This window comes from Micromonospora sp. CNZ322 (assembly GCF_007827755.1).
The window spans coordinates 16,260-42,588 of record NZ_VITD01000026.1; the positions used below are offsets into that span (position 1 = coordinate 16,260).

18 protein-coding genes are annotated in these 26,329 nt (G+C 68.9%); 14 read left to right on the forward strand and 4 right to left on the reverse strand.

Annotated features, from left to right (window positions below; translation table 11 throughout):
- Positions 1-32: 32 nt before the first annotated feature.
- Positions 33-1,271 carry an extracellular solute-binding protein gene (locus FB453_RS33540; RefSeq protein WP_145796762.1) on the reverse strand — a complete coding sequence of 413 codons (1,239 nt, stop codon included), beginning with the start codon at positions 1,269-1,271 and terminating at the stop codon, positions 33-35.
- Between the two features lie 299 nt (positions 1,272-1,570).
- On the opposite strand from FB453_RS33540, the gene FB453_RS33545 reads away from it, so the two are divergent.
- Both FB453_RS33545 and FB453_RS33550 read left to right on the forward strand, forming a co-directional pair.
- Entirely contained in the window at positions 1,571-3,406 is a 1,836-nt protein-coding gene (locus tag FB453_RS33545) for an RICIN domain-containing protein (RefSeq protein ID WP_145796765.1), read from the forward strand.
- Positions 3,407-3,664: 258 nt separating this feature from the next.
- A complete protein-coding gene (locus tag FB453_RS33550) occupies positions 3,665-5,167 on the forward strand; it encodes an arabinofuranosidase catalytic domain-containing protein (RefSeq protein WP_145796767.1) in 1,503 nt (500 codons plus the stop codon).
- A gap of 82 nt (positions 5,168-5,249) precedes the next feature.
- Here the strand turns inward: FB453_RS33550 and FB453_RS33555 are convergent, their stop codons facing one another.
- Complete coding sequence (locus FB453_RS33555) at positions 5,250-6,599, reverse strand: extracellular catalytic domain type 1 short-chain-length polyhydroxyalkanoate depolymerase (protein ID WP_145796769.1); 1,350 nt, start codon at positions 6,597-6,599, stop codon at positions 5,250-5,252.
- 240 nt (positions 6,600-6,839) lie between these two features.
- Between FB453_RS33555 and FB453_RS33560 the strand changes: the two genes are divergently transcribed.
- The 3 genes from FB453_RS33560 to FB453_RS33570 all read left to right on the forward strand — a co-directional run bounded on the left by FB453_RS33560 (position 6,840) and on the right by FB453_RS33570 (position 11,649).
- Positions 6,840-7,847 carry a PaaX family transcriptional regulator C-terminal domain-containing protein gene (locus FB453_RS33560; RefSeq protein ID WP_145796770.1) on the forward strand — a complete coding sequence of 336 codons (1,008 nt, stop codon included), beginning with the start codon at positions 6,840-6,842 and terminating at the stop codon, positions 7,845-7,847.
- Between the two features lie 444 nt (positions 7,848-8,291).
- On the forward strand, positions 8,292-9,758 hold the full coding sequence (locus FB453_RS33565; RefSeq protein WP_145796772.1) for an endo-1,4-beta-xylanase: 1,467 nt from the start codon (positions 8,292-8,294) through the stop codon (positions 9,756-9,758).
- A gap of 424 nt (positions 9,759-10,182) precedes the next feature.
- Complete coding sequence (locus tag FB453_RS33570; protein WP_145796775.1) at positions 10,183-11,649, forward strand: RICIN domain-containing protein; 1,467 nt, start codon at positions 10,183-10,185, stop codon at positions 11,647-11,649.
- Between the two features lie 3 nt (positions 11,650-11,652).
- Here FB453_RS33570 and FB453_RS33575 read toward each other — a convergent pair whose 3' ends face one another.
- Positions 11,653-12,423 (reverse strand): FadR/GntR family transcriptional regulator, encoded by a 771-nt coding sequence (locus tag FB453_RS33575; RefSeq protein WP_091401025.1) that lies wholly within the window; start codon positions 12,421-12,423, stop codon positions 11,653-11,655.
- 147 nt (positions 12,424-12,570) lie between these two features.
- On the opposite strand from FB453_RS33575, the gene FB453_RS33580 reads away from it, so the two are divergent.
- The 8 genes from FB453_RS33580 (at position 12,571) to FB453_RS33615 (ending at position 20,620) form a co-directional block, all read left to right on the forward strand.
- Positions 12,571-13,833 (forward strand): extracellular solute-binding protein, encoded by a 1,263-nt coding sequence (locus tag FB453_RS33580; protein WP_145796776.1) that lies wholly within the window; start codon positions 12,571-12,573, stop codon positions 13,831-13,833.
- A 4-nt stretch (positions 13,834-13,837) separates the two neighbouring features.
- Positions 13,838-14,818 (forward strand): carbohydrate ABC transporter permease, encoded by a 981-nt coding sequence (locus FB453_RS33585; protein WP_186718712.1) that lies wholly within the window; start codon positions 13,838-13,840, stop codon positions 14,816-14,818.
- A complete protein-coding gene (locus tag FB453_RS33590; protein WP_112601630.1) occupies positions 14,818-15,645 on the forward strand; it encodes a carbohydrate ABC transporter permease in 828 nt (275 codons plus the stop codon). The genes FB453_RS33585 and FB453_RS33590 overlap by 1 nt, the downstream gene beginning before the upstream one ends.
- A gap of 1 nt (position 15,646) precedes the next feature.
- A complete protein-coding gene (locus FB453_RS33595; protein ID WP_145796778.1) occupies positions 15,647-16,870 on the forward strand; it encodes a mandelate racemase/muconate lactonizing enzyme family protein in 1,224 nt (407 codons plus the stop codon).
- Positions 16,871-16,972: 102 nt separating this feature from the next.
- On the forward strand, positions 16,973-17,998 hold the full coding sequence (locus FB453_RS33600) for an alcohol dehydrogenase catalytic domain-containing protein (RefSeq protein ID WP_145796780.1): 1,026 nt from the start codon (positions 16,973-16,975) through the stop codon (positions 17,996-17,998).
- Positions 17,995-18,756 carry a 2-dehydro-3-deoxy-D-gluconate 5-dehydrogenase KduD gene (kduD, locus tag FB453_RS33605; RefSeq protein ID WP_145796782.1) on the forward strand — a complete coding sequence of 254 codons (762 nt, stop codon included), beginning with the start codon at positions 17,995-17,997 and terminating at the stop codon, positions 18,754-18,756. The genes FB453_RS33600 and kduD overlap by 4 nt, the downstream gene beginning before the upstream one ends.
- On the forward strand, positions 18,753-19,631 hold the full coding sequence (locus tag FB453_RS33610; RefSeq protein ID WP_145796784.1) for an amidohydrolase family protein: 879 nt from the start codon (positions 18,753-18,755) through the stop codon (positions 19,629-19,631). Before kduD ends, FB453_RS33610 begins: the two co-directional genes overlap by 4 nt.
- A complete protein-coding gene (locus tag FB453_RS33615) occupies positions 19,628-20,620 on the forward strand; it encodes an aldo/keto reductase (RefSeq protein WP_145796786.1) in 993 nt (330 codons plus the stop codon). The genes FB453_RS33610 and FB453_RS33615 overlap by 4 nt, the downstream gene beginning before the upstream one ends.
- An 89-nt stretch (positions 20,621-20,709) precedes the next feature.
- Here the strand turns inward: FB453_RS33615 and FB453_RS33620 are convergent, their stop codons facing one another.
- Positions 20,710-24,258 (reverse strand): ThuA domain-containing protein, encoded by a 3,549-nt coding sequence (locus FB453_RS33620; protein ID WP_145796789.1) that lies wholly within the window; start codon positions 24,256-24,258, stop codon positions 20,710-20,712.
- 519 nt (positions 24,259-24,777) lie between these two features.
- Here FB453_RS33620 and FB453_RS33625 point away from each other — a divergent pair.
- Positions 24,778-26,289 carry a sugar ABC transporter ATP-binding protein gene (locus FB453_RS33625; RefSeq protein ID WP_145796791.1) on the forward strand — a complete coding sequence of 504 codons (1,512 nt, stop codon included), beginning with the start codon at positions 24,778-24,780 and terminating at the stop codon, positions 26,287-26,289.
- Positions 26,290-26,329 lie beyond the last annotated feature (40 nt).

Consider the following 26,329-nt stretch of genomic DNA (forward strand, 5'->3'; position numbering starts at 1 on the left):
TTCGTGGAGGGCATGGTGTCGGTTCGGATCGCTTACCTGGTCGAGGCGGCGGTCTGCGCGGCGGCCAGTGCCTCCTGTGGCGACTTTCCGCCGCTGAGGGCCGACTGCACAGCGGTCCACAGCGCTTCGGAGATCTTCGGGTACTTCGTGCCGAGGTTGTCACCGGTGCGGCCCTTGGCTGCCCGGACCGCCTCCACCCAGACCTTGAGCTTGGGGTCCGCGGTGGCCTGTCGCTCCTGTACGGCGGCGACGGGCGCGACGTAGGAGAGCGTGGTGTCCGTGGTGAGGAGGTTGTCGGCGTTGGTCAGGCAGGTGACGAGCTTCTGCGACGTCTCGTACCGGCCGGTCTTCTTCTGCACCGGAATGGAGACGAACTCACCGCCGGTGGGCGCCGGGGCCGGGCCGCCCGCGCTGGCCGGGATCGCGATCGTGCCGTACGAGAAGCCGAGCTTCTCCGCGTTGGCCAGTTGCCAGGTGCCGTTCTCGGCGAACGCGTAGTCGCCGGTGGCGAACTCCTGCCAGCTCGTGGTCTGGGTGTTGTTGATGACGGAGTTCGGGGCGTGGCCCTGCTTGAGCCAGTCGGTCCAGAGGGTCAGCGCGGACACCGCCTGCGGCGAGTCCAGACTGGTCAGTTGGGCACCCGATCCCCAGAACCAGGGCAGGAACTGGAAGCTGCCCTCCTCGGTGCCGATCGCGGAGAAGGTGATGCCCTTCTTCCCCTTGGCCTTGACCTTGGTCAGTGCCGCGGTCAGTGAGGTCCAGTCCTTGATGGCGGCGGGATCGACGCCGGCGGCGGTGAGCAGATCCTTGTTGTAGTAGAGGGCGAGCGTGTTCGCCCCGATCGGCACCCCGTAGGTCTTGCCGTCGCTCTGGCCGGCGCCGAGCAGGTTCTTCTCCATGGCCGAGACGTCCAGCTTGTTGTCGTCGGTGGTGGTGAGCGCACCGGCTTCGGCCAGAGTTGAGATGACCGGGTTGTCCACGATCAGCACGTCCGGTGAGTTTCCCTGCTGGGCGGCGAGCAGCGCCTTGTTGGTCAGGTCGGTGGTGTCGTAGCCGGTCCGCTCGACAGTCACCCCCGCGGAGCTGCCGCACTTCTTGAGCAGCGCTACCCACTCGGAGTCGTCGGCGAACTGCGGATACGGGTCCCAGACGAGGTAGGAGCCACCGTCGGCGGGGCCGTCGGCGGACGACGAGCAGGCGCTGCCCGTCACTGCGGCGAGAGCTATCACGGCGACGGCGGCCAGGCGCCGCCGACGACTGAGTCCGGTCATGTGGTGCCTCACTTCAAATCGATCGTCAGATGGGGTGGGTCGGTTGATCGTCGCGGGTTGGACCAGTCCAACCATGAGGCGAATCGATTCGACGAATCGGTTCGCCCGAAGATAGGTCTGGCCATACCCGGGGGTCAAGGGTCAGTTGCTCGCGCCGGGAGGATCGCTGGGCAACATGGACGTCACCACGCCGTCACTTCATTGACATGGTTCAGTTCCCGGTCCTACGATCCGTGCGAATCGATTCGCAAGTGCTGCCCTCCGGAGAGCGTCCCCCGCGCCCCACCAAGGAGCCGCCCGTGAAAACCCCGTCCCGCAGCAGGTCAGGACGAGCCCGCGTGTTCGTGGCCCGACTTGTCGTCGGCCTGCTCGCCGCCGCTGCCGCCGTCACCGTCGTCCCGTCCCCCGCCCAGGCCGCCGACGAGTCGATCAGCGTCAACTTCGCCACCACCAACGGTGCGCCGACCTACCGCGCCTCCGGCTGGATCTACGGCATGACCGAGAACGCCAGCGGTCCGGCCGACCACTTCTACCGGGACGTCAAGTTCCAGTACATGCGCGCCGGCGGCGCCCAGCTCCCGGGCAGTGGCTGGGTCGGCGGAACCTACGACCGCCGCTGGAACTCCACACTCGCCCAGGCGCGTCGGACCACCGCCCTCGGCGGGAAGTTCATCATCCTGCCGCACGACCTCTGGGGTGCCGACGGCGCCGGAATCTCCCGCTTCCCCGGTGACAACGGCAACTGGACCGACTACGACAACTTCCTGACCCGCCTGATCAACGACGTCCGGGCGTCCGGCCTGTCGGTGCAGTGGGACATCTGGAACGAACCCAACATCACCATCTTCTGGAACCGGCCGATCTCCCAGTACCTCGAACTGTGGCGGCGGACCTACCAGCGCATCCGGGCGGAGTTCCCCAGCCAGCTCATCGTCGGGCCGAGCTGCGCCTGCGTACCGTCGACCACGCACACCTTCTGGAACCAGTACCTGGACTTCGTCCGCTCGACCAACACGGTTCCGGACATCATCAGCTGGCACTCGCTGCCCGGTGACCCGGTCGCGAACGTCGCCGCCGCCAACGCCACCCTCGACCCGCGCGGCATCGCCCACCCGCGTCCGTACCAGATCAACGAGTACGGCGCGCCCGACGAGCAGAACCCGGCCGACGGCGCCTGGTACATCGCGCGTCTGGAGCGGGCCCGGGCCGACGGCCTGCGGGCGAACTGGGCCAGCGGCGGCAGCCTGCACAACGACCTCGGCAACCTGTTGATCCGTAACTCGGCCGGACAGCACCAGCCCAAGGGGGAGTGGTGGAACTACCGCTACTACGCCTCCCAGGTCGGGGAGATCGTCGCGGTGACCCCCAGCCAGTCGTACGACGCGTACGCCACGAAGGCGGCCGGGGTGGCGAAGGTGCTCATCGGCGCTGGTCGTACCACCGGGAACCTGACCATCAACCTGCAACGCCTGGACACCACCAGCGGCATCGTGCAGAACAACCAGGTCCGGGTCCTCACCCAACGCATCCCGCACAACGGCGGCGGTGCGGTGGCGGGGCCGGTCACGGTCTCGAACAGCGTGGTCGGGGTGTCCAACAACAACGCCACGGTGACAGTGCCGTACACCAACCAGAACGACACGTACACCGTCACGCTGCTGCCCCCCTCGGACGGTGGCTTCCAGTCGGTGGCGGTGGCCCAACACTCCCAGCAGTGCCTGAACAACGCCGGCCTGAGCACCGCCGACGGTAACGTGCAACAGCAGAACTACTGCGACGGCGGTGACCAGCAGCTCTGGAACTTCCACCCGGTCGCCGGCGTGGCCAACACCTACACGGTGGTCAACCAGCAGAGCGGCAAGTGCCTCGACGTCAGCGGCGTCTCCACCGCCGATGGCGCGGCCGTGCACCAGTGGACCTGCCTGAACAGCCTCAACCAGCAGTTCACGCTGCGCAAGGTGACCTACTCGGGCAACGACTCGCACGACTACCAACTCGTCGCCCGGCACAGTGGCAAGTGCGTCGATGTCAACGCGGTCTCCACGGCGGCCGGCGCACTGGTGCACCAGTGGACCTGCAGGGCGGTCAACCAGGGCAGCCCGTTGAACCAGACGTGGCGGCTCCTGGGGCGGTAGGCCTCTCGGGGGAGGTGGTGCGCTGGCGGTCCGCCCAACGGCCAGCGCACCACCCCGCCACCGCATTCATTGACATGAATTAAACAAAGGTCATACGATTCGCTGCGAATCGATTCGCCATCGCCACCACCCCCGTGGCGCGTCGACACCCCCCACCGCGCTTCCACGACTCCGAGGAGCCACCTCGTGCGAACCCCGTCCCCCGCCGGGCCAGGAAAAGCCCGTGAACTCATCCCGAGACGTCATCGCGCCCGACGGATGACCGCCCTGGCGGGCGCGCTGGTCGGCGTTCTCGTCGGCATCGGCGCCACCCCCGGTGCCCCGTCGCCGATCGCCGAGGCCGCCGCCGCCCCGTTGGCGGCCGCCAACGCGCCGGGGCAGAGCACCCCGATCGTCGGTACGCCGTCCGGCCGCTGCCTCGAAGTGCCCAACTCCAGCACCGCCAACGGCACCCAGACGCAACTCTGGGACTGCAACGGCACCGCCGGCCAGACCTGGACGTGGACGTCCACCAAGCAAATTCAGGCGTACGGCAACAAGTGCCTGGACGCCTCCGGCCGCGGCACCGCCAACGGCACCCAGGTGATCATCTGGGACTGCAACGGCCAGAACAACCAACAGTGGAACGTCAACAGCAACGGCACCATCACCGGCGCGCAGTCCGGGCTGTGCCTCGACGCCAACGCCGCCGCCACCGCGAACGGCACCAAAATCATCCTCTGGGCCTGTAACGGCGGCGCGAACCAGCAGTGGGCCTCGCCGACCACCACCCCGCCGCCGACCAACCCGCCGACCGGCGCGCGTCCGTGCGACATCTACGCCTCCGGCGGCACCCCGTGCATCGCGGCGCACAGCACCACGCGGGCGCTCTTCGAGGCGTACGCCGGCAACCTCTACCAGGTCCGACGCTCGTCGGACAACACGACCCGCAACATCGGGCTCACCGGTACCGGCGGCACCGCCAACGCGGCGACGCAGGACTCGTTCTGCTCCGGCACCACCTGCGTGATCACTGTCGTCTTCGACCAGTCCGGGCGCGGCAACGACCTCTGGTACCAGGGTTCGAGCGTCGTGCCGGGCTCCCCGCAGAGCAGGCCGGCGACAGCGACCACGGAGTCGCTGACCGTGGGTGGCGCGAAGGCGTACTCGCTCTACATCAACCCCGGCAACAGCTACTGGCGCGACGGGCACCTCACCGGCGTGCCGACCGGCGCGGCACCCGAGGGCATGTACATGGTGACCAGCGGGACCCACGTCAACAGCGGCTGCTGCTTCGACTACGGCAACAGCGAGACGACCAGGAAGGCCGACGCCGCCGGGGCGATGGACGCCATCAACTTCGGCAAGCAGTGCTGGTTCGGCGGCTGCTCCGGCAGCGGACCCTGGGTGCAGGCCGACCTCGAATGGGGTCTCTTCCCGGGCGGCAGCAGCTCCTGGAACCCGAACCAACGCGCGTTCACCAGCAAATTCGTCACCGCGACGCTGAAGAACAACGGCACGACCCGGTTCGCCATCAAGGGCAGCGACGCGCAGGCCGGCAGCCTCTACACGCTGTACGACGGCTCGCTCCCGCCGGGATACAGCCCGATGAAGAAGCAGGGCGCGATCATCCTGGGCAGTGGCGGTGACTGCTGCAAGCCCGATGGCGGCGCGAACCTTAGCGCCGGCACCTTCTACGAGGGGGCGATGGTCGCCGGCTATCCGTCCGACGCGACCGAGAACGCCGTGCAGGCCAGCGTGGTGACCGCCGGTTACCGCTGATCCTGGCGCCGTCCGAACGAGTCGTGCGCCGGTCACCACCTCGGGGTGACCGGCGCACGCTCGCGGGCACGTCGACCCGGTTTCAGGCGACCGTGCAGGACGCGCCGTTGAGGGTGAACGAGGACGGTCGGGCGTTGTTACCGGTGTGGGTGGCCTGGAAGCCGAAGCTCACCGAGCCGTTGGCGGGGATGCCGCCGTTGTAGGCGACGTTGCGGGCCGTCACCTGCCCCGAGCTTGGCGAGTAGGTGGCGTTCCAGCCCGAGGTGATGGTCTGCCCACCGGGCAGGGTGAAGACCAGGGACCAGCCGTTGACGGCGCTGGTGCCGGTGTTCGTGACGGTGATGTTCTCGGTCAGCCCGGTGTTCCAGGCGTTGACGTCGACGGTCACCCGGCAGGCACCGGACGCCGGCGGCGGGGTGGTCGGCGGCGGGGTGGTCGGCGGCGGGGTGGTCGGCGGCGGCGTGGTGGGGGGTGGTGTGGTCGGGGGCGGCGTCGTGGGGTCGGTCAGCCCGAAGAACGCGATGGCGGACGCGGCCATGCCGCCGGAGGGCAGGCTGTGTCCGGCCCCCTGGATGCTGTAGGCCTCGACCTGGACGGTGCCGCCGCTGTCGGCGTACCTGCGCCGGTTCCAGTTGGCCTGGGGTGTGTCGGTGGAGGTGGGTGTCTGGCTCAGCCCGAACACGTTGGTCCACTGCTCGATCGCCTCCTGCAACAGCGAGTACGGCACGAGCGTGTCGTTGGTGCCGTGCCACAGCTGCACGCGCGGGCGGGGCCCGGAGTGGCCGGGGTACGCCTGGCGGACCGCGTCGCCCCACTGCTGCGGGGTCCGGTTCATGTTTCCGCCGGTGCACTGGCTGCTGGTGGGCGGGAAGTCCGCCGCGTTGGCGAAGCAGTTGAACGGCACGCCCATGAACGCGGCGCCGGCCTTGAACAGGTCGGGATAGAGGGCGAGCATGTGGTTTGTCATCATGCCGCCGGACGAGCTGCCGGTGGCGTAGACCCGCTCCGGATCGGCCGCGTACTGCTGCTGCACGTACCGGACCATCGAGACGATCGACACCGGGTCGCTGCCGCCGCCACGTCGCTTCGCGGCGTCCGACCAGACGTCGAAGCAGTTGCCGAACCCGGCCTGCTGGGTGGCGGACGGGTAGATCACGATGTACCCGTAGCGGTCGGCGAGGCTGGCGAACTCGCTCCCGGAGTAGAAGCCGGGGCCGGACCCGCCGCATCCGTGCATTGCCACCACGACCGCCGGCCGGGTCGGGCGGTTGTCCGGCACGTAGACGTGCATGCGCATCCGGCCCGGGTTGTCACCGAAGCTGGTCACCTCGGTCAGTGACGCCGCGTACGCGGGCCCGACCGTGGGGGCCACCAGGCCGGCCGCCACCAGTGACGCGGCCAGGACGAGTAGCAGTTTCCTTCTGATTCTCAACGGACGACTCCTTCGATTTCCTGTGCAGGCTGGAATGGCCGTGCGATCCCGTCGCGGTGTGCCCGACTCCCGCGGTGATCGCACGATGCCCGCTACCTGTGGCTCGCCCAGCCCGGCTTCGAATGGCGTCGCGTGGCAGTTAGTGTTCCCTCCGGGCCAGGAAGTGTCAATCGAGAAAGGTCGATTTACAGGTCGTTCGTCTACAGTCGTCTTGCCGTCCCCGAGGAGCGCGGAGCGCCTGTGGCAAGCCCTTTCGACATCGACGAGATCTATCCGGACGACGGAGACCAGCCACTCCGGCTGCCCCGCCGGCAGGTCGGCAACTCGCCCCAGGGTGTCGCGGTGACCCTGTTGGCGGACTACACGCTGCGGACCCGGGTCGCCCTCCCGTCGGCGGCCGTCGTCGCGCTGCTCGGGGAGACCGGCGTGACGACGGCCGGAGCGCGGACCGCGATCAGTCGGTTGGCCCGCCGCGGCGTGTTGGAGGGCAGCCGACTGGGGCGGCGCAGCTCCTACCGGCTCAGCCGCCCCGCCGCCGCCAACCTCTCCGCCGGCGGGCAGTGGATTCTCGCCTCCACCACCTCGACGGCGCGGTGGGACGGGTGTTGGACGATCGTCGCCTTCTCGCTGCCGCAGGATCGCAGTACGCAGCGCCGGGCCCTGCGGGCGCAACTCCGGTGGCTCGGTTACGCGCCGCTGTACGACGGTTTGTGGATCTCGCCGCAGGAGCTGACATCCGCGGCTCGGGCCGAGCTCGACCGGCTCACCCTCGGGGCCGTGACGGTGTTTCGCGGGCGGCAGAGCGCGCTCGCCTCTGCCATTCACCGCGCGCCGATCGAGGCCTGGGACATCGAGGCGATCGGTCGGAGCTACGACGGGTTCCTCCGGCGGTGGACGCCGCTGCTGCCCGGGGTGCGGTCCGGGCAGATCGACGGCGCCGCTGCGGTGCGGGCCCGTACCGAGGTGATGGACACCTTCCGGCGTTTTCCCGTCCTCGATCCGCAGTTGCCCGTGGAGTTGCTTCCACGGGACTGGCTCAGGCGCCCGGCACGGGAGTTGTTCGCGGCCGTCTACGACGGCCTCGCCACACCCGCCGAGCGACACGTCCGAGCGGTCGTCGAGCGGTTCGCCGACGCCGCGCAGCCCGGCATCGCGGCCCACACCACCGCCGACCTGGTCGCCGGAGTGCGCGCCGACGTGGACCCGGCGCAGCCGTCTGCGAGTGGCCCGGCCACCGGGTGCTCGTGAACGGCTAGGAGTCTCGGCCGCGACTGTGAGCGATAACAGGGTTGCCGTCCGACGTGGCCTGAGCAGTGCGGTGGTACGACTCGTCCGCTGGTCGCGCGGCGGCTGAGCACTGTTGCTCTGGGCGTTTGGTACCGGGCGAAACGCGGCGTTCCGGGAGATCGGCGTGAACGGCCCGTTACGTCTTGACGAACGGCATGTTATCGCTCACTCTCGATATAGAGGACGATCGTTCCCGTGGCTCACCGGGCGAGCCGCACGGGTCGTACCTCCGATCACGACGTCCGCAAGGGCATGCGGCCGTCACCTCGGGACCGGCAGTTGCCGGCGACAGCCCTCTCGGACCGCGCGTGCTGAGGCCGGGTGGCCAGGAAGACCGTCCCGATCGGTCGCCCCGAGTGAAGTGGCACATCACCACCACCGATGCAACCACTGAAAAGGAACGCCATGAAACCCATGAGAACGATGCTGGCGGCTGCGACAATCGCCGTCGCCCTCACCACCGGTATGACGGTGGCGCTGACTCCCGCCTCCGGTGCCGGCACGACCCTGAAGGCGGCCGCCGCCGAGAAGGGTCGCTACTTCGGCGCGGCCGTCGCGACGGGCAAGCTCTCCACCGGCGCCTACACGACCATCCTGAACCGTGAGTTCAACAGTGTCGTGGCCGAGAACGAGATGAAGTGGGCATCCAACGAGCCGTCGCAGGGCCAGTTCAACCACTCCGGTGGTGATCGTCTGGTCAGCCATGCGCAGGCCAACGGGATGAGCGTGCGGGGTCATACCCTGCTGTGGCACGCACAGCAGCCGGGCTGGGCGCAGAACATGTCCGGCACCGCCTTGCGGAACGCGGCGATCAACCACGTCACGCAGGTCGCGACGCACTACCGGGGCAAGATCTATGCCTGGGACGTGGTGAACGAGGCGTTCGCCGACGGCGGCGGTGGTGGGCGTCGTGACTCGAACCTTCAGCGCACCGGTAACGACTGGATCGAGGCGGCGTTCCGGGCGGCGCGGGCAGCGGATCCGGGTGCGAAGTTGTGTTACAACGACTACAACACCGACGGGATCAACGCGAAGTCGACGGGCATCTACAACATGGTGCGGGACTTCAAGTCCCGTGGCGTGCCGATCGACTGCGTGGGCTTCCAGTCGCACCTGGGCACCTCGCTGGCCGGTGACTACCAGGCCAACCTGCAGCGGTTCGCCGACCTCGGCGTGGATGTCCAGATCACCGAGCTGGACGTGATGACCGGCGGCAACCAGGCCAACATCTACGGCGCCGTCACCCGCGCCTGCCTGGCCGTCTCGCGCTGCACCGGCATCACCACCTGGGGGGTACGGGACTGCGACTCGTGGCGTGGTTCCGACAACGCCCTGCTGTTCGACTGCAACGGCAACAAGAAGGCCGCGTACACCGCCGTCCTGGACGCCCTCAACGGCGGCTCGACCCCGCCCACCACGCCCCCGCCGGGCTCCGGGGTGGACACCAGCGCCTGGTACGTCTTGCTCAACCGGAACAGCGGCAAGGCGCTGGACGTCTACGCCTCGGCCACCAGCGACGGGGCGCGAATCAGCCAGTGGTCGCGCAACAACGGCGTCAACCAGCAGTGGCAGTTCGTCGACTCGGGCGGCGGCTACTACCGGGTGAAGTCCCGCAACTCCAGCAAGGTGCTCGACGTCAGCGGCTTCTCCACCGCCGACGGCGGCGCGATCGTGCAGTGGTCCGACCTCAACGGCACGAACCAGCAGTTCCGACTCGCGAATTCGGCCGACGGCTACGTACGCCTGATCAACCGCAACAGCAACAAGGCCGTCGAGGTGCAGGGCTCGTCCACCGCCGACGGTGGGAACGTCGTCCAGTACGCCGACTGGGGTGGCAACAACCAGCAGTGGCAACTGGTCCGGATCGGCTGACGACCGCCGTCATCGACTGGGGGAGCGGGAGTTGCCGGCCGTACGGGATCCGGCCGGCGCCCGCCCAGGCGAGGTGTGACGAGTGGCGGCCCGCCCCCTCCGGGGCGGGCCGCCGTGACCGTCGGGTTGCCGCTGCCGGATATCTGTTCGGATCGACACCAATCGTTTGACGTATGACGTCTTACCCGCTAATTTTCACCCCGCGGGCCACCCGGCCACCGGGAGCCAGGACGTCGTACCGCGCGTTCGGCGCGGCCTGCCACGAAGCCCGGATCGTGACATCCCCATCGACGTGCGCCGTTGGCCGCGGGTTGCCCGCAGAACACCCCAGACGTGCTGACCCCACCACCAGGACGCCGGCACGCACGCCAGGGCACGCGCGGGCGCTTCCGCTCGTGGGTGACCCCGATCGAAGGAGTGGACCATGAAAGCCCTCGGTGAGGCTCGTCCCGCCTCTCGACAAAGATCTCGCTGGCGGTCAGGGTTGGCCGCGGCGGCGGCCGCGGTCATGGCAGCCAGCGCAGTCGTCGCGGTCAACGCGGCGCCCGCGGCGGCGGCGACAGTGGACACCAACGCCTCCTACGTGCTGGTGAACCGCAACAGCGGTAAGGCGTTGGACCTGTACGCCTCGGCCACCAACGACGGGGCGCGGATCAGCCAGTGGACGCGTAACAACGGCGTCAACCAGCAGTGGCAGTTCGTGGATTCCGGCGGTGGCTACTACCGGATCAAGTCGCGGCACTCGGGCAAGGTGCTCGACGTCAGTGGCTTCTCCACCGCTGACGGCGGCGCGATCGTGCAGTGGGCCGATCTCAACGGGACGAACCAGCAGTTCCGGCTGGCCGACTCGGACGGTGGCTATGTTCGGCTGATCAACCGCAACAGCAACAAGGCCGTCGAGGTGCAGGGCGCGTCCACCGCCGACGGTGGCAACGTCGTGCAGTACGCCGACTGGAACGGCACCAACCAGCAGTGGCAGCTCGTCCGCGTCGACGGCGGGACCGACCCCACGACGCCACCCCCGACGGGTGGTAGTGGGTGCGGCAAGGCGCCGGCGCTGGCCAGCGGCACGCACACCATCCAGAGCAACGGCAAGAGCCGAACCTTCATCCTCCGGGTGCCGGCGAACTACAACAACAGCAACCCCTACCGGCTGATCTTCGCGTTCCACTGGCGCGGCGGCACCATGCAGGAGATCTCCTCCGGCGGCACCAGCGGAACCCCGTGGTCTTACTACGGGCAGCAGGAGCAGTCGAACAACAGCGCGATCCTGGTCGCGCCCCAGGGGTTCGGCAACGGCTGGGGCAACTCCGGCGGTGAGGACATCGTCTTCGTCGACGACATGATCAGCCGGATCGAGAGCAGCCTCTGCGTCAACCCGAGGCAGCGGTTCGCGCTCGGCTTCAGCTGGGGCGGCGGCATGAGCTACGCCGTCGCCTGTGCGCGGGCCAACGTCTTCCGGGCCGTCGCGGTCATCTCCGGTGGGCAGATCAGCGGCTGCAGTGGCGGTACGCAGCCCATCGCGTACTTCGGGCTGCACGGCATCTCGGACAATGTCCTGGGCATCTCGGGTGGCCGGGCGTTGCGCGACACGTTCGTCCGGAACAACGGCTGCACCGCGCAGAGCCCGCGCGAGCCGGCGGCCGGCAGCCGCACGCACGTCACGACCACGTACTCGGGTTGCCGGGCCGGATACCCGGTGCAGTGGGCTGCGTACGACAACGGCCACATGCCCGGCCCGGTGGACGGCACCTACGCCGAGAGCGGCATCACCACCTGGACCAAGGGTGAGATCTGGAGGTTCTTCGCCCAGTTCTCGCGACTCTTGTCGGCCTCAGCTGGCGGCGCCTGCTCCCGTACCTCGGGGGCGGGCGCCGTCCGTTGCCCGTGACCCTCAGCGTTCGAGGCGGACCGGGCTCCCCGAGCCACTGCGACGGACCAGCCAGGCCTCGGTGATGTGGGTGAACATCGCCTCGGCGGCGCCGTTGGGGTCGTGGGCCGCGATGCGTTCGTAGATGCGTCGGTGCCCCTGGTTGGACGCCACGCACAGCGCCCGTTCGGTCCGGCCCATGTACCGGGCGGTGTTGATGACCTGGCTCTCCAGCGCCCGTACGACGCCACGGGCGATCCGGTTCCCGGATGCCTGCATGATCGTGTCGTGGAAGGCCCGGTCGTGGTCGTGGTAGGTGACGTGGTCGTCGACGAGCTCGTCCATCCGGTCGACCATGGCCCGCAGGCGATCGACGGTCTCGCTGTCGGCGAGGCGGGCGGCGACGTTCGCCATGTCGGACTCCAGCACCCGCCGGGTGACGACCAGGTCGTCGAGGATGGCGAGGCTGTCGTCCACCGCGATGGTGGCCGCGAGGACGAGTTCGTCGAGCATGTCCCAGTGTGAGGGTGGGGTGACCATGGTGCCGGCGCCCTGACGGACCTGCACCAGCCCCTTCTCCTGAAGGATCTTCACTGCTTCCCGGACGACGGTCCGGCTCACGCCGAAGGTCTCGCAGAGGATCGGCTCGGGAGGCAGGGACGTCCCGGACGGGTGTACGCCGCGGACGATGCGCTCCACCAGTTCGGCGGTGACCGCCCTGGCGAGGTTGGTCGGCCGACGCACCCACGCCGGGGTCGCCGGACTGTTCAGGGCTGTCTCCTGCGGTGGCGTCATGTCCCCCTCCGAATGGCTCGCCGTGGCACGACGTCTGGGTCAGTGTACGGCCGACTGTTGACGTCACACGTCATACGAGTTACCTTCCGGTCAACATTTGGCTCGCGGGGCACCCGCCGGCCACCCCCCATATAGAGGTGACAATCGATGAGACAGCGCGCAATATGGTCGGCCGTCCTCGTTGTGGGCCTGGCCCTGGCCGGTTGTGGAAGTGCTAGCGATTCGGGCAAGTCAACCAGCTCGGACGGCAAGTTGGTCGTGTGGGACTGGAAGTCCGGCGAGCCGTTCGCCAAATCCTATCTGGACAAGGCCAAGGCCGACTTCAAGAAGAAGCACGCCGACGTCGAGGTCGAGTTCGTCGCGCAGCCCTTCGACCAGTACTACACCCTGCTCGGTGCGGCGATCCAGTCCGGCAAGGGCCCGGACGTCATGCTGTTCAACGGTGGCGGCCAGATCCGCGACCGGGTGGACGCGCTGGTGCCCATCGACGACTACGTGGCCGAGGACAGGCAGCGGTTGGCTGGCTGGGAGGCGTTCGCCAAGGACGGCAAGACCTACGCCGCCCCGGTGACGCTCCAGGGCTACCCCATCTACTACAACAAGGAAATCTACCGGAAGGCGAACCTCGACCCGGCGAGCCCGGCCACCACGTGGGACAAGTTCGTCGCCGACTGCGCCGCCATCGCCAAGGCCGGCTCCAAGTGCTTCGCCCTCGGTAACAAGGAGGGCGTCGGCATCCAGTTCTGGCTCTCCAGCCTCGGCTCGACCACCCTCACCGCAGCGGAGTACGACGCCTGGATCGCCGGCAAGCGCGACTGGAACTCGCCCAACGTCAAGCGGATCTTCCAGACCTGGAAGGAGGCCGGCGACAGGAAGATGAACAGCGACGGGGCCAACTCGACCGCCATGTTCAACGACTCCTTCGCGCTCTTCCAGTCCGGCAAGGCCGCCCATGTCATGGGTCTGATGTCGGACGTGGGGCACTGGCAGGACTTCAACGAGTTCCTCACCCCGGAGAAGCTCGGCGTCATGAAGGCCCCGGTCGTCACCGCCGGCACCACCCCGAGCCTCGCGTACGACGGTGGCATCGGGTACGCGGTCGCCAAGTGGACGAAGGACCCGAAGGTGGCCGCCGACCTGGTGCGCTCCCTGAGCTCGGCCGACGCGTTGAAGGCCTTCTACGCCGACGCCGGCGCGATCGCCGCCGACACCACCATCGACGTGTCGCAGGCCGGGCCGGCCGTCGCCACGATCGTCGGCGAGCTGAAGAGTGGCAAGCCCGCTCTGCACGTGGCGCTCTCCTCGAAGACGCTGGACCTGATGGGGCGCCTCTCCCAGCAACTGCTCAGCGGGTCGATCACCGTCGACGAGGTGGTGAAGCAGTTGGCCGCTTCCGACCAGGCGGGCTGACCTCGTGCCGATTGGAAACACGCAACCGTCGGTCCGTCCGGCTTCGGCCGGACGGGCCGGCGGGGCGGCGGTCACCCCCGCCGCGCATCGGCATGGCACACGACCCCGTCGCACCCGTGGCGGCCTGGGGGCCGAGCGCTACGCCCCCTACATCCTGGTCCTTCCGGCCGTCCTGATCATCGTGCTGCTGCGGCTCTACCCGCTGCTGCTGGGCGTCAATTTCTCCTTCACCGGTGACGGCGCGCAGAACGGGACCGCTGTCGGATTCGGCAACTACCGGGAGCTGTTCGGAGATCCGCTGTTCCGGACCGCGCTGAGCAACGTCGGGCTGCTGGTGCTGCTGCTACCGGTGGCGGTGGCGATCCCCGGTCTGCTCGCGACGTTCATCTACCTCCGGGTGCCGGGCCACCGCTTCTACCGCAGCGTCTACTTCTTTCCGGCGGTGCTCTCGCCGGTCATCGTCGGTGCGATCTTCAACCTGTTGCTCGCCTTCGACGGCCCCCTCAACGCCGTGCTCGGGTCGTTCGGTGTCGGTCCGGTGGACTGGCTCGGGGACCCGGACATCGCGATGTTCATGGTGGCGGGCGTGCATATCTGGGCCACCTTCGGAATGGCGCTGGTGGTGTTCCTCGCCGGCTTCGCCACGCTGGACGCCGCGCTCCTGGACGCCGCTCGGGTGGACGGGGCGACGCTGCGCCAGGTCGTCTGGCACGTGATCATCCCGGCCCTCTCGCGCACCATCCAGTTCGTCTTCGTGACCACGATGATCGGGATGCTGACCTCGATGTTCGGGCTGCTCTTCGTGATGACCAGCGGCGGGCCGGAGGGGTCGACTTACCTGCCGGAGTTCTACATCTGGAAGCAGCAGGGCCAAATGAACCGTCCGGCTCTCGCGTCGGCGGCCTCGACGATCCTCTTCATGATCATGCTCGTCGTGGGGCTGTTGCAGATCAAGCTGCTCGAACGATCCGGAAAGGAGGACTGATGTCTCGCCTCCGCCTGGGACGGTGGTTGGTCGCCATCCCCATGTCGCTGCTCGCCCTGGCGACGATCTACCCCCTGCTGTTCACCGCCAACGTCGCGATGAAGACCCGGCGTGACTACATCCTCGACCGGTTCGGTCTGACCGACGCCCTGCGCTTCGAGAACATCAGCACGGCGTGGAACAGCGTCGGCATGGGCCGCTACTTCATCAACTCGCTGTTCGTGGTGACGGTGTCGGTGCTCCTGCTGCTGCTGTTCGGGTCGATGGCCGGCTTCGCCCTGAGCCAACTGCGGTTCCGCGGCTCGTCGGCGTTGTTCCTGGGTTGCCTCGCGGGGCTCTTCATCCCGTTCCAGGTGATCATGGTGCCGCTCGCACGGATCATGGCGGACACCGCGCTCATCGACACGTACCCGGGTCTGATCCTGGTCTACGTGGCCCAGTTCCTGCCCTTCACGGTCTTTCTCATGACGAGCTACTACAAGGGCATTCCGCCGGAGATCGTCGACGCCGCGCGGATCGACGGCAGCACCGTGTACGGCGTGTACCGCCGGATCATGCTGCCGCTGGGCACCCCGGCGCTGCTGTCGGTCGGCATCCTCAACGCCCTGTTCTGCTGGAACGACGTCCTCATGGCGCTGGTGATGATGCCCTCGGCCGATCACCGGACGCTCATGATCGGGGTGACCTCGCTGCGCGGGCAGTACTCCGACAACATCCCCACCTTCGCCTCCGGGGTGCTGATCGCCGCGATACCCGTCCTGTTGGTCTACCTGTTCCTCCAGCGCCAAATTGCCGACGGCGTAGCCGCCGGTTCCACGAAGGGTTGACATGCGGATCACGGGATATCGGACGCTCTCCACGGTCCAGGAATGGGGCCGACCAGTCGGCGACGCCAACGGTGTGTTCGCCGACGGGGTGGTCCCGGTCTCGATCGTCATCGTCGACACCGACGAGGGCATCTCGGGAGTCGGCCTCGGGCCGCACGTCGAGATCGAGCGGATCTTCCCAGCCATCGACGGTGAAGACCCCCGGGCCGTGACGTCCCTGTACGACCGCATGTTGCGGCACACCTTCAAGGCGGGCCACGCCGGGCCGGTGTTCGGCACCATCGGCGCTCTGGACACCGCGCTCTGGGACATCAAGGCGCAGGCCGCCGGCGAACCGCTGTGGCGACTGCTGGGCGGACGGGACCGGCGGGTGACCGCCTACGCGTCCGGGTTGGACATCGGGCTCACCGACGACGAACTCGTCGCGGAGTACGAGGTCTACGCGAGCCACGGCCTGCGAGCGGCCAAGCTCAAGGGCGGCCTCGACATCGAGCGCGATCGGCACCGCCTGAGCCTGGTCAAGGATGTCCTGACCGAGGCCGGGCACGGTCGACGGCCGGGTCTGATGCTCGACGTCAACGAGGCGTGGACCCGCAAGCAGGCGGTCCGGCATGTCTGCGAACTGGAACGCACCCTGGACCTCATCTGGATCGAGGAGCCGGTCCGGCGCTGGGACGCCGAGGGTCTCGCCGCGGTCAGCCGAGGCGTGTCCGCGTCGGTCGCCACCGGTGAGAACCTCACCGGGCTCGAACAGTACCGTCCGCTGATCGCCGCTGGCGCTGTCGACATCGTCCAGATGGCGGCCGTCTGGGGGGTCACCCACTTCCTGCGGGCGTCCGCCCTGGCCCACGCCCACGACCTGCCGGTCAGCCCGATCGGCAACAGCCCGGTCGGGCTGCTGCACGCTGCGACCTCGGTGCCGAACCACCTGACGAGCGAGTTGCAGGACCTGCACACACCCGTTGGTGTCTCCATCGATCTGCACGTCGAGGATGGCGCCTTCATCCTCGGCGATGCACCAGGGCTCGGGGTCCGGGTGGACGAGGAGCGGATCCGGGCGGTCAACCGCCGCCCGCAGGCGCAGACGGCCGACAGCCCCAACGTCCGGCCGGAGCGGGCCGGACGACGGCTGCTGGCCGGGGTCGACGGGGTGATCCCCACCGGCCAGGTGCCTGTCGTGTCGCTGAACTCCCGCAACGAGGTGGCGCCGACCGTAGGGCACTGAGCTGACCACCAACAAGGAAAGGCGTGGGTGCATCGCGACGGCGATGCACCCACGACCATGCCCGGTCGGGACCGACGTACCGACCGTCGAGACGGAGGAACGATGAAGGCAGTCGTCTACCGGGGAGCGCGAGACCTCGGAATCGAGAACCGCGACCCGGAGCCACCGGGTCCCGGCCAGGTACGGATCGAGGTGGCGTACACCGGCATCTGCGGTACGGATCTGCACATCTACCACGGGGACATGGACGCCCGCGTTGGCGATTCCGCGATCATCGGGCACGAGATGTCCGGCCGGATCGCGGCCATCGGCGAGGGTGTGACCGGCTGGAACATCGGTCAGGCCGTCACCGTGATGCCGACCCGGCCCTGCGGACGCTGCGCCGCCTGCCGGCGGGGCAACTCCCACGTCTGCCACGCGATGAACTTCCTCGGCATCGACTCACCGGGTGCCATGCAGTCTTCCTGGACGGTGCCGGTGGAGCTGGTGCTGCCGCTTCCGGAGGATTTGCCGCTCGACCACGCGGCGCTCGTCGAGCCGGTGGCGGTCGCCGTGCACGACGTACGCCGGGGGAACGTGACCGCCGACGACCAGGTGGTAGTGGTCGGTGGTGGGCCGGTCGGCGTCCTCATCGCCACCGTCGCGCGGGGCCGTGGCGCGCGGGTGCTCCTCGTCGAGCCGGACCCGTTCCGACGTGAGGTGGCGGAGGGGATCGGGATCGAGGCCGTCGACCCGCGAGCGACCGACGTCGTGGCGCTGGTCAACGACCGTACCGATGGCGCTGGCGCCGACATCGCCTTCGAGGTGTCCGGCTCCCCGGCCGGCGTCACCACGGCGGTCGACGTCCTCACCACCCGCGGGCGGCTGGTCATGGTGGCGATCCATCCTCAGCCCCGCGAGGTCAACCTGCACCGGTTCTTCTGGCGTGAGCTGGAACTGCTGGGTGCGCGGCTGTATCAGCGCGACGACATGGTGGAGGCGATCCGGTTGGTCGCCTCGGGTGCTATCCCGGCACGGCAGCTGATCTCCCGGGTCGAGCCGGTCGAGGCGGCCGGCGCGGCCTTCGAGGCGCTGGAGGGTGGCGGCGTCATGAAGGTGCTGCTCGATGTGCGGGAGGGTAACCAGTGACGGCGTTGTTCGACCTGTCCGGCCAGACCGCCGTCGTGACCGGTGCGCGGCGCGGTATCGGCCTCGCCATGGCCGAGGCCCTGGCCCTGGCCGGCGCCGACATCGTGGGGGTCTCCGCCCAGCTCGAAGCGGAGGGCAGCGAGGTCGAACGCCGGGTGCGCGCCACCGGCCGCCGGTTCACCGCGCTGCGGGCGGACCTCGGCGACCGGGCGGCCGTGCACCGGTTGGCCAGCGACATCGTCGCTCTCGGGCCGGTCGACATCCTGGTGAACAACGGCGGCACGATCGCCCGGACCCCGGCCGCGGAGCACCCGGACGAGATGTGGGACCACGTGATCGAGGTGAACCTCAGCAGCCAGTTCATCCTCAGCCGGGAGATCGGCCGGACGATGGTCGAGCGCGGCCGGGGGAAGATCATTTTCACGGCGTCGCTGTTGAGTTTCCAGGGCGGCATCACCGTCCCCGGTTACGCCGCGTCGAAGTCGGGCGTGGCCGGCCTCACCAAGGCGCTGGCGAACGAGTGGGCGGCCCGCGGGGTCAACGTCAACGCCATCGCGCCCGGCTACATCGCCACCGACAACACCCAGGCGCTCCGCGAGGACCCCGATCGCAACCAGGCGATCCTCGGCCGGATCCCGGCCGGGCGGTGGGGCCGGGCCGACGATCTCGGCGGCGCCACGGTGTTCCTGGCGTCGTCAGCGTCGGACTACGTCAACGGCGTCGTGCTGCCCGTCGACGGCGGCTGGCTGGGCCGATGACTGGCGCACAGGAGCCGGGGCGCACCGGGATCGTCGACGCGCACCACCACCTCTGGGTCCGCGCCCGGCACCCGCAGCCGTGGATCGATCCGGTGACCATGGCGGCCATCGACGCCGACTTCGAACCCGCCGATCTCGCGCCGCTGGCCCGGGCGGCCGGGGTCACCACGACAGTGGTGGTGCAGTCCATCGCCTCCGACACGGAGACCGTCGACCTGCTGGGCGTGGCGGCCGAGGACACAGTGGTCCGTGGGGTCGTCGGCTGGGTGGACCTGACCGCCGACGACGTTGCGGAGCGCCTCGACGGTCTGCGGGCCGCCCGAGGCGGGGAACGCCTCGTCGGCATCCGCCACCTCGTGCAGTCCGAGAGCGACCCGGCGTACCTGGACCGTCCCGACGTCCGTCGCGGGATCGCGGCGGTGGGCGCCGCCGGCCTCGTCTTCGACCTGCTGGTACGCCAACACCAGCTCCCCATGGCCGCCCGGCTCACGCGCGACCTGCCCGAGGTGAGCTTCGTCCTCGACCACCTGGGCAAGCCCGCGCTCGGCAGTCCGGAGATGGCCGAGTGGAGCCGGGACCTGCGCTCGTTGGCGGCCTCGCCCAACACGACGGCGAAGCTCTCCGGGCTGGTGACCGAGGTGCCGCTTCCGCACTGGACGCCGGCTGACCTTCGGCAGGCCGTCGTGGACGCCCTCGACGCGTTCGGGCCGGACCGACTGATGTTCGGCTCGGACTGGCCGGTCTGTCTGCTCGCCAGTTCGTACCAGCGGTGGGTCGACACCCTGGCGGAACTGCTGGAGGGCCAGGACAGGACCCGCCGGGCGTCGGTCTGGGGCGGGACGGCACGCCGCGTCTACGGGCTGGGGCCGTCATGATGGCGCGCGCACTGCCTCGCCGCCCGCAGCTACGGCTCACCGAGCTGGGCTTCGGCGCAGCGCAGGGGGGCAACCTGTACCGGACGACGACGGACGAGGAGTTCGCCTCGGCGGTCGACGCCGCGTGGGAGGCGGGCGTCCGGTACTTCGACACCGCGCCGCACTACGGGATCGGGCTGTCCGAGCGCCGCCTCGGCGCCGCGCTGCGCCAACGGCCGCGCGACGAGTACGTGGTGTCGACGAAGGTCGGACGACTCCTGGTGCCGTCGCCGCAGGACGCGCACCTGCGGGACTCCGACGGGTTCGATGTGCCGGCGACCCACCGGCGGGTGTGGGACTTCAGCCGCGACGGCGTCCTCCGCTCCATCGAGGCCAGCCTGGACCGGACCGGGCTGGACCGGATCGACATCGTCTACCTGCACGACCCGGACGAGCACTGGGAGCAGGCCGCGCACGAGGCCGTACCCGCGCTGATCGACCTGCGGGACCAGGGCGTCGTGGGCGCCATCGGCGCCGGCATGAACCAGTCGGCGATGCTGGCTCGGTTCGTCCGGGAGACCGACGTCGACGTGATGATGTGCGCCGGGCGGTACACAGTGCTCGAACAGGGCGCGGCAGCCGACCTGCTGCCGGCCGCCGAGAACCGGGGGGTGGGCGTGGTCATCGCGGGCGTCTACAACTCGGGGCTGCTCTCGCGGGACCGGCCGCCGGCCGATGCCGTCTACAACTACCAGCAGGCCCCGGCGGCGCTGATCGAGCGGGCGCGGCGGATCGCCACTGTCTGCGAGACGTACGGGGTGACCCTGCCGCAGGCGGCCCTCGCCTTCGTCCGCCGGCACCCGGCCGTGGTGTCGACGGTGGTCGGCGTCCGCAACGAGGCGCAGGCAGTCGAGACGGTGCGACGGTCCGGGATCGTCGTGCCGGAGGAGTTGTGGGACGACCTGGCGGCGGCCGGGCTGCTCGCCGCGCCGCCCGATCGGCCTGCCTGACCGACGACGACGTCCCGGCCGGGACCGGCTCCGTTACTCGGACACCGGTCCCGACCGGGACGTCAACTGTTACCGCGACAGCCGCGGGGTCACACCGCGGTGAACCGCCACTGCTGGTTGGCGGCGCTGTGGCAGGTCCACTGCAACAGCCGGGCACCGTCGGTGGTGGCGGCACCGTTGACGTCCACGCAGAGACCGCTCAGCACGTTGCGCACCGTGTACACGCCGGAGGTTCCCGTCGCGGTGGCGGTGAACTTCTGCTGGTTGCCGTTGTTGCAGGTGGCCTGCTGAAGGAAGGCACCCGCCGCGGTGGAACTGCCGACCACCTCGACGCACTTGCCGCTGTGCACCGCCTTCAGGTAGACCGCGCCGCTGCCGGCGTCGACGGCCTGCCATTTCTGGTTGTTGCCACCGGTGGACGCCCACTGGGTGATCTGGGCACCGTCGGCGGTGGAGACACCGCTGACGTCCATCAGCTTGTTGCTGTGCTGCGCCGTGACCGTGTAGGTCTTCCCCGCCAGGCCACCGCCGGTGCCGGTGCCGGGTGTTCCGACGCCGTTTCCGCCGAAGGTGTGCGAGTCCAGGTCGAACGAGTTGCTGCTGTTCTTGAACACCATGTAGAGCGTCTGTGTTCCGCTGAGCGCGGCGACGCTCACCGGAGTCGTGGACTGGTAGTTGTCCCAGCCGCCCGTACTGGGCACCGTGGTGGTGGCCAGCAGGGTGCCGGTCGGCGAGCCGGCGCGCAGCTCGATCGAACCGCCACCGGAGGGCGACGACACCCGGTAGCTGACCGTCGAGATGCCCGACAGGCTCATCGGGCTGAACGCGATCCAGTCGTTGGTGGAGATGTCACCGACGCGCTTGGTGCTCTCCGCCGCAGCCTGGTCGACGACCCGGATGCCGGACTGGCTGCTGAAGTACTCGGACTGCTTGTGTTTCGGTTGCAGGATCGCCTGCGCGGTGCCGGTGAGCGGGGATCCGCCTCCCGAGCCGCCGTTGTCGGTGTACCGCGCGTTCAGCACGTAGAACAGGTTGGCGCCATCGGGGTGTCCACCGAGCAGGTCGGTGGAGATGGTGCCCGAGCAGCCCGGGTACTCCGTGGTCTCGTGTGCGTGGTCGTCGTGACCCAGCGCCGGGTTGAGGATGACCTTCGAACAGTCGACAGTGCCGCCGTCCGGATCGGTCACGGTGATCTGGTACGGCACCTTGTCGCCGAAGGTCAGCATGCCTCCGTTGCCCGGTGTGGTGATGGTGACCACCGGGGCGCTGTTGCCGACGGTGATCGGGACGTTGGCGAAGCCCGTCTTACCGGTGCTGTCGGTGACCTTCAACTGGGCCGTGTAGTTGCCGTTGGAGGTGTACGTCTTCGACGGGTTGGCCGCCGTCGAGGTGGTGCCGTCGCCGAACGTCCACAGGTAGCTCAGCGTGTTGCCGTCCGGGTCGGACGTGCCCGCGCTGCTGAACTGGACGGTGAGCGGCGCGGTGCCGCTGGTGGGTGTGCCGGTGGCCTTGACGATCGGTGACCGGCCGCCCTGGATGTAGTCGATCCGGTAGAGCCCGGAGTCGCTGTTGCCGCCACCGAAGTTGGTGCCCCACTCCAGCAGGTAGAGCGAGCCGTCCTTGCCGAACTCCATGTCCATCGGCTTGTTGAACCCACCGCCGGGCAGGAACGGGTTGGTGCGGGTCACCGCCGTGGAGGAGTCGAAGTGCACCTCCTTGATGTAGTTGCGCGACCACTCGTAGAAGAAGTGCACCCCGTCGTAGTAGGGCGGGAACTTCGTCGCGGACGGGTTCGACGCGTCGTACCGGTAGACCGGGCCGCCCATCGGCGCGGAGCCGCCGGAGCCAAGCTCCGGGAAGGTCGTCGAGGCGGGGTAGCCATACCAGATGTTCGGCATGACGACCGGCTTCAGGCTGGTCAGGCCGGTGTTGTTGGGCGAGTTGTTGACCGGCGCGGAGCAGTTGAACTTCGCGCCGACCACGCCGGTGTCGGGGTTGAACGGCGCGTAGGGCTGGTTGTTGCCGTGGCAGAACGGCCAGCCGTAGTTGCCGGGCGTCTTGATCACGTTGAGCTCGACCAGGCCCTCCGGGCCCCGGTTCGTGGTGGGCGGGTTGCGGTCCGGCCCGTAGTCGGCTAGGTAGACCCAGCCGGTGGCCGCGTCGATCGAGAACCGGAACGGGTTGCGGAAGCCCATCGCGTAGATTTCCGGCTTGGTCTGCGCCGTGCCCTGCGGGTAGAGGTTGCCGCTCGGGATGGTGTAGCTGCCGCTGGCTCCGGGGCGGATACGCAGCAGCTTGCCGCGCAGGTCGTTGGTGTTGCCCGCGGTCCGGGCGGCGTCCAGGTTGGACTTACCCGAACGCCAGTCCAGCGGGGCGTAGCCCTGCCAGTTGGGGTCGAGGTTCGGGGGCGTGTCGTCGCCGGTGCCGATGTAGAGGTTGCCGTCCGGACCGAACTCGATGTAACCGCCGGTGTGGCCGGGCTCCGGGAAGGTCCGGTCCCGGTACGCCGGGATGTCGATGATCGTCACGCCGCTGGACGTGTTCAGCGTGTCGCCGCTCATCGTGAAGCGGGAGACCCGGTTGACGTCGGTCGAGCTGCTCGCCGGCGAGTGGTACAGGTACACGTACCCGTTGGTGGCGAAGTTGGGGTCCAGCGCCATGCCGGTGAGGCCATCCTCGCCGCCGGTGTAGACGCTCAGCGTGCCGGCGGTGACGGTGCTGTTCGTGGAGGGCTTGAAGATCTTCAGCTGCCCGCCGCGTTGGGCGTAGAACACGCGCCCGTCCGGGGCCACGGCCATCGCCATCGGGTCGACTGTGTTGTCGTCCAGGGTGCGCTTCTCGAAGTTGCCCCAGACGGTGCCGCCGCAGTCGCCGGCAGCGTTCCCGGCAGCCCACTTGATGCCACCGAGGACGTGGTTCTGGAAGTTCGTCTCGCTGTAGGAGGCGATCGCGTGGCCCATCGCGGTGGCCCACACCCGCCCGCCGCCGGTGTCGCGACACCAGGAGATCGGGTGGTCCGGGCCCATCGCCCGGGATCCCGGGTTGTAGGTGCGCTCGTCGGCGGTCACCAGGACGTGCACCTTGCCGCGCGGGTTGGTGTCGAAGTTGTACCACTCCTCGCTGCGGTTCCACCGATCCGGCAGAGAGGCCGTCGACGGGTGCTGCTTGTCGGCGACGATCGCGGTGCCGGGCAGCACGCCGGGGGAGTGCTCGGGCATGTGGGCGCCGCCGTTGATCGTCTGGTCCCACCACGGGTACTCGGACTCGATGCCCATGTCGGTGGCGTTGTGGATGGCGACGATGCCCTTGCCGCTGGCGAGGTAGCCCTCCACCGCTTGGCGCTGCGCCGCCGAGGTCCAGACCATGCCGGAGGTCTGGAGCATGACGATCACGTCGAACGTCGCCAGGTTGGCGGCGGTGAAGACGCTCGAGTCCTCGGTCGCCACCACCTCGAAGTTGTTCGCCGCGGCCTGCTGCTGGAGCATGGAGATCCCGGCGGGGATCGAGTCGTGCCGGTAGCCGGTGGTCTTGCTGAACACCAGGGCGCGGAAGGCCGGGGCGGCCGACGCGGGTGGAGCGAGTCCGAGCGCCAGCAACAGGCCGGCGATCACTGAGATGAGCAATGTGTTACGACGCATGCCGTCTCCTAGTTGGGCGGGCGTAGGGATTGCGACCACGGGTCCCACGACGTGTCAGGTTGACCTGGACACGCGAGGGACACGGGCGCGCTGGTCTGTCCTCATGCCGTTCGCCGCAACGGCAGTCAGACCTGCGGGACGTCACACAGCGTGATGGTGGCAGTGGTTCTCGTCCCGTGGTCCACGAGGTCAGGATGAGCTAGAGATCGAAGACTGTCAATGCATGAAGTAACGTCCGACGTCCTGCCCGGTGGACGGCGGTCGCGCTCGGCCCCTTCGCTGCGGCACCGCCTGCCGATCGCAGCCCAGCCTGGCAGTCGGGCTTGATCGAGGATTGCGGACCCGCATCCAAACATCTATCTTCATACGTGTGATGTTTCGCCGGTGTCAAGGAAATGTTTGCACCGCAAGAACGTAAGTCCTCGTTGTTGGCACGAAAGCTTGTTGTTCAGCGCCTCGAAGCCGCCGTAGTGTGGCATTTAATCATGTCGATGACTACTGTCTGTGAGGGCTTTCGGGATGTCAGATCCGCCGCCGACGCCGCTTCTCACCCTTCGGGGAATCGGCAAGTCCTTCCTCGGAGTCCGCGTCCTCGACGGTGTCGACCTCGATGTCGCGCCGGGCGAGGTGCACGCCGTGGTCGGTGAGAACGGTGCCGGGAAGTCGACCCTCATGAAGATCGTCTCGGGCGGGTACGCCCCGGACGGGGGCACTGTCGAGTTCGCCGGTGCGACGCGCACGTTCCGTGGCCCGCGCGACGCGCAGCGGGCCGGCATCGGCATCATCCACCAGGAGTTCAACCTGCTCCCGGAGCGCACCGTCGCGGAGAACGTCTACCTGGGGCACGAGCCGGTCCGACGCGGGCTCGTCGATCGTCGGGGAATGGTCGACCGCACCACGCGGCTGCTCGCCTCGATCGGTGAGACCACGTTGCCGGCCGACGCCCGGGTGGGGCAGCTGGGCGTCGCCCAGCAGCAGGTCGTCGAGATCGCCAAGGCGCTCGCCCTGGACGCGCGGCTGCTCATCATGGACGAGCCGACCGCCGCCCTGGCCGACCACGAGGTCGAGTTGCTCTACGGGCTGGTGCGCCGACTCCAGGAGCGGGGCATCGGGCTGCTGTACGTCTCGCACCGGCTCGCCGAGGTCTTCGACCTGTCCGGTTGGATCACAGTGCTCAAGGACGGCCGGCGCGTCACCACAGTGGACACCGCGGACACCACAGCCGACGAGCTGGTGCGGCACATGGTCGGCCGGGAACTGTCCAGCTACTACCCGGACCGGGCCGCTCCCGAGGATCGGGGCCCGGTGCGGCTCAACCTTCGCGACGCGGGAAACCGGAAGCTGCGGGACGTCAACCTCCAGTTGCGCGCCGGCGAGGTGCTCGGCATCGGCGGCCTCCAGGGCTCCGGGCGCTCGGCGCTGGCCCGCGCGATCTTCGGGGTGTCGCCGTTCACGACCGGCGACGTCACGCTCGACGACCGGCCGGTCCGACTGCGCTCACCCCGCACCGCCATGCGGGCCGGCATCGCCTACGTCACCGAGGACCGCAAGGGCGAGGGGATCGTCCCTCGGCAGTCGGTGCTGGACAACGCGCTGCTCGCCAGCCGGGCCGTCTTCGCCGCCCGGTCCGGCCGGGCCGCGAGGACCGCCCGGGTACGCGAGTTGCTGGCCGCCGTGGAGATCCGCGGCGCCGGCGACGACCAGGAGATCCGCTTTCTGTCCGGCGGCAACCAGCAGAAGGTCGTGCTGGCCCGATGGCTCGCGCTCAACCCGCGGATCCTGCTCTTCGACGAGCCGACCCGGGGCATCGACGTGGGTGCGAAGTCAGCCATTCACGACCTCGTCCGCCGACTCGCCCGTGATGGCGCGGCCGTGCTGATGATCTCGTCCGATCTACCGGAGCTGCTGGGGATGAGTGACCGGATCGTCGTCATGCGGGACGGCCACGTCGCGGGCGAGCTGCCCGCCGGCGCGACCGAGGAGGAGGTCGTCGCGTTGGCGGTCGGCACGGTGCGGGAGCCGGCCCAGTGAGCGCGAGGAGTGAGCCGGGTTTGCGAGCCCCGCAGTCGCG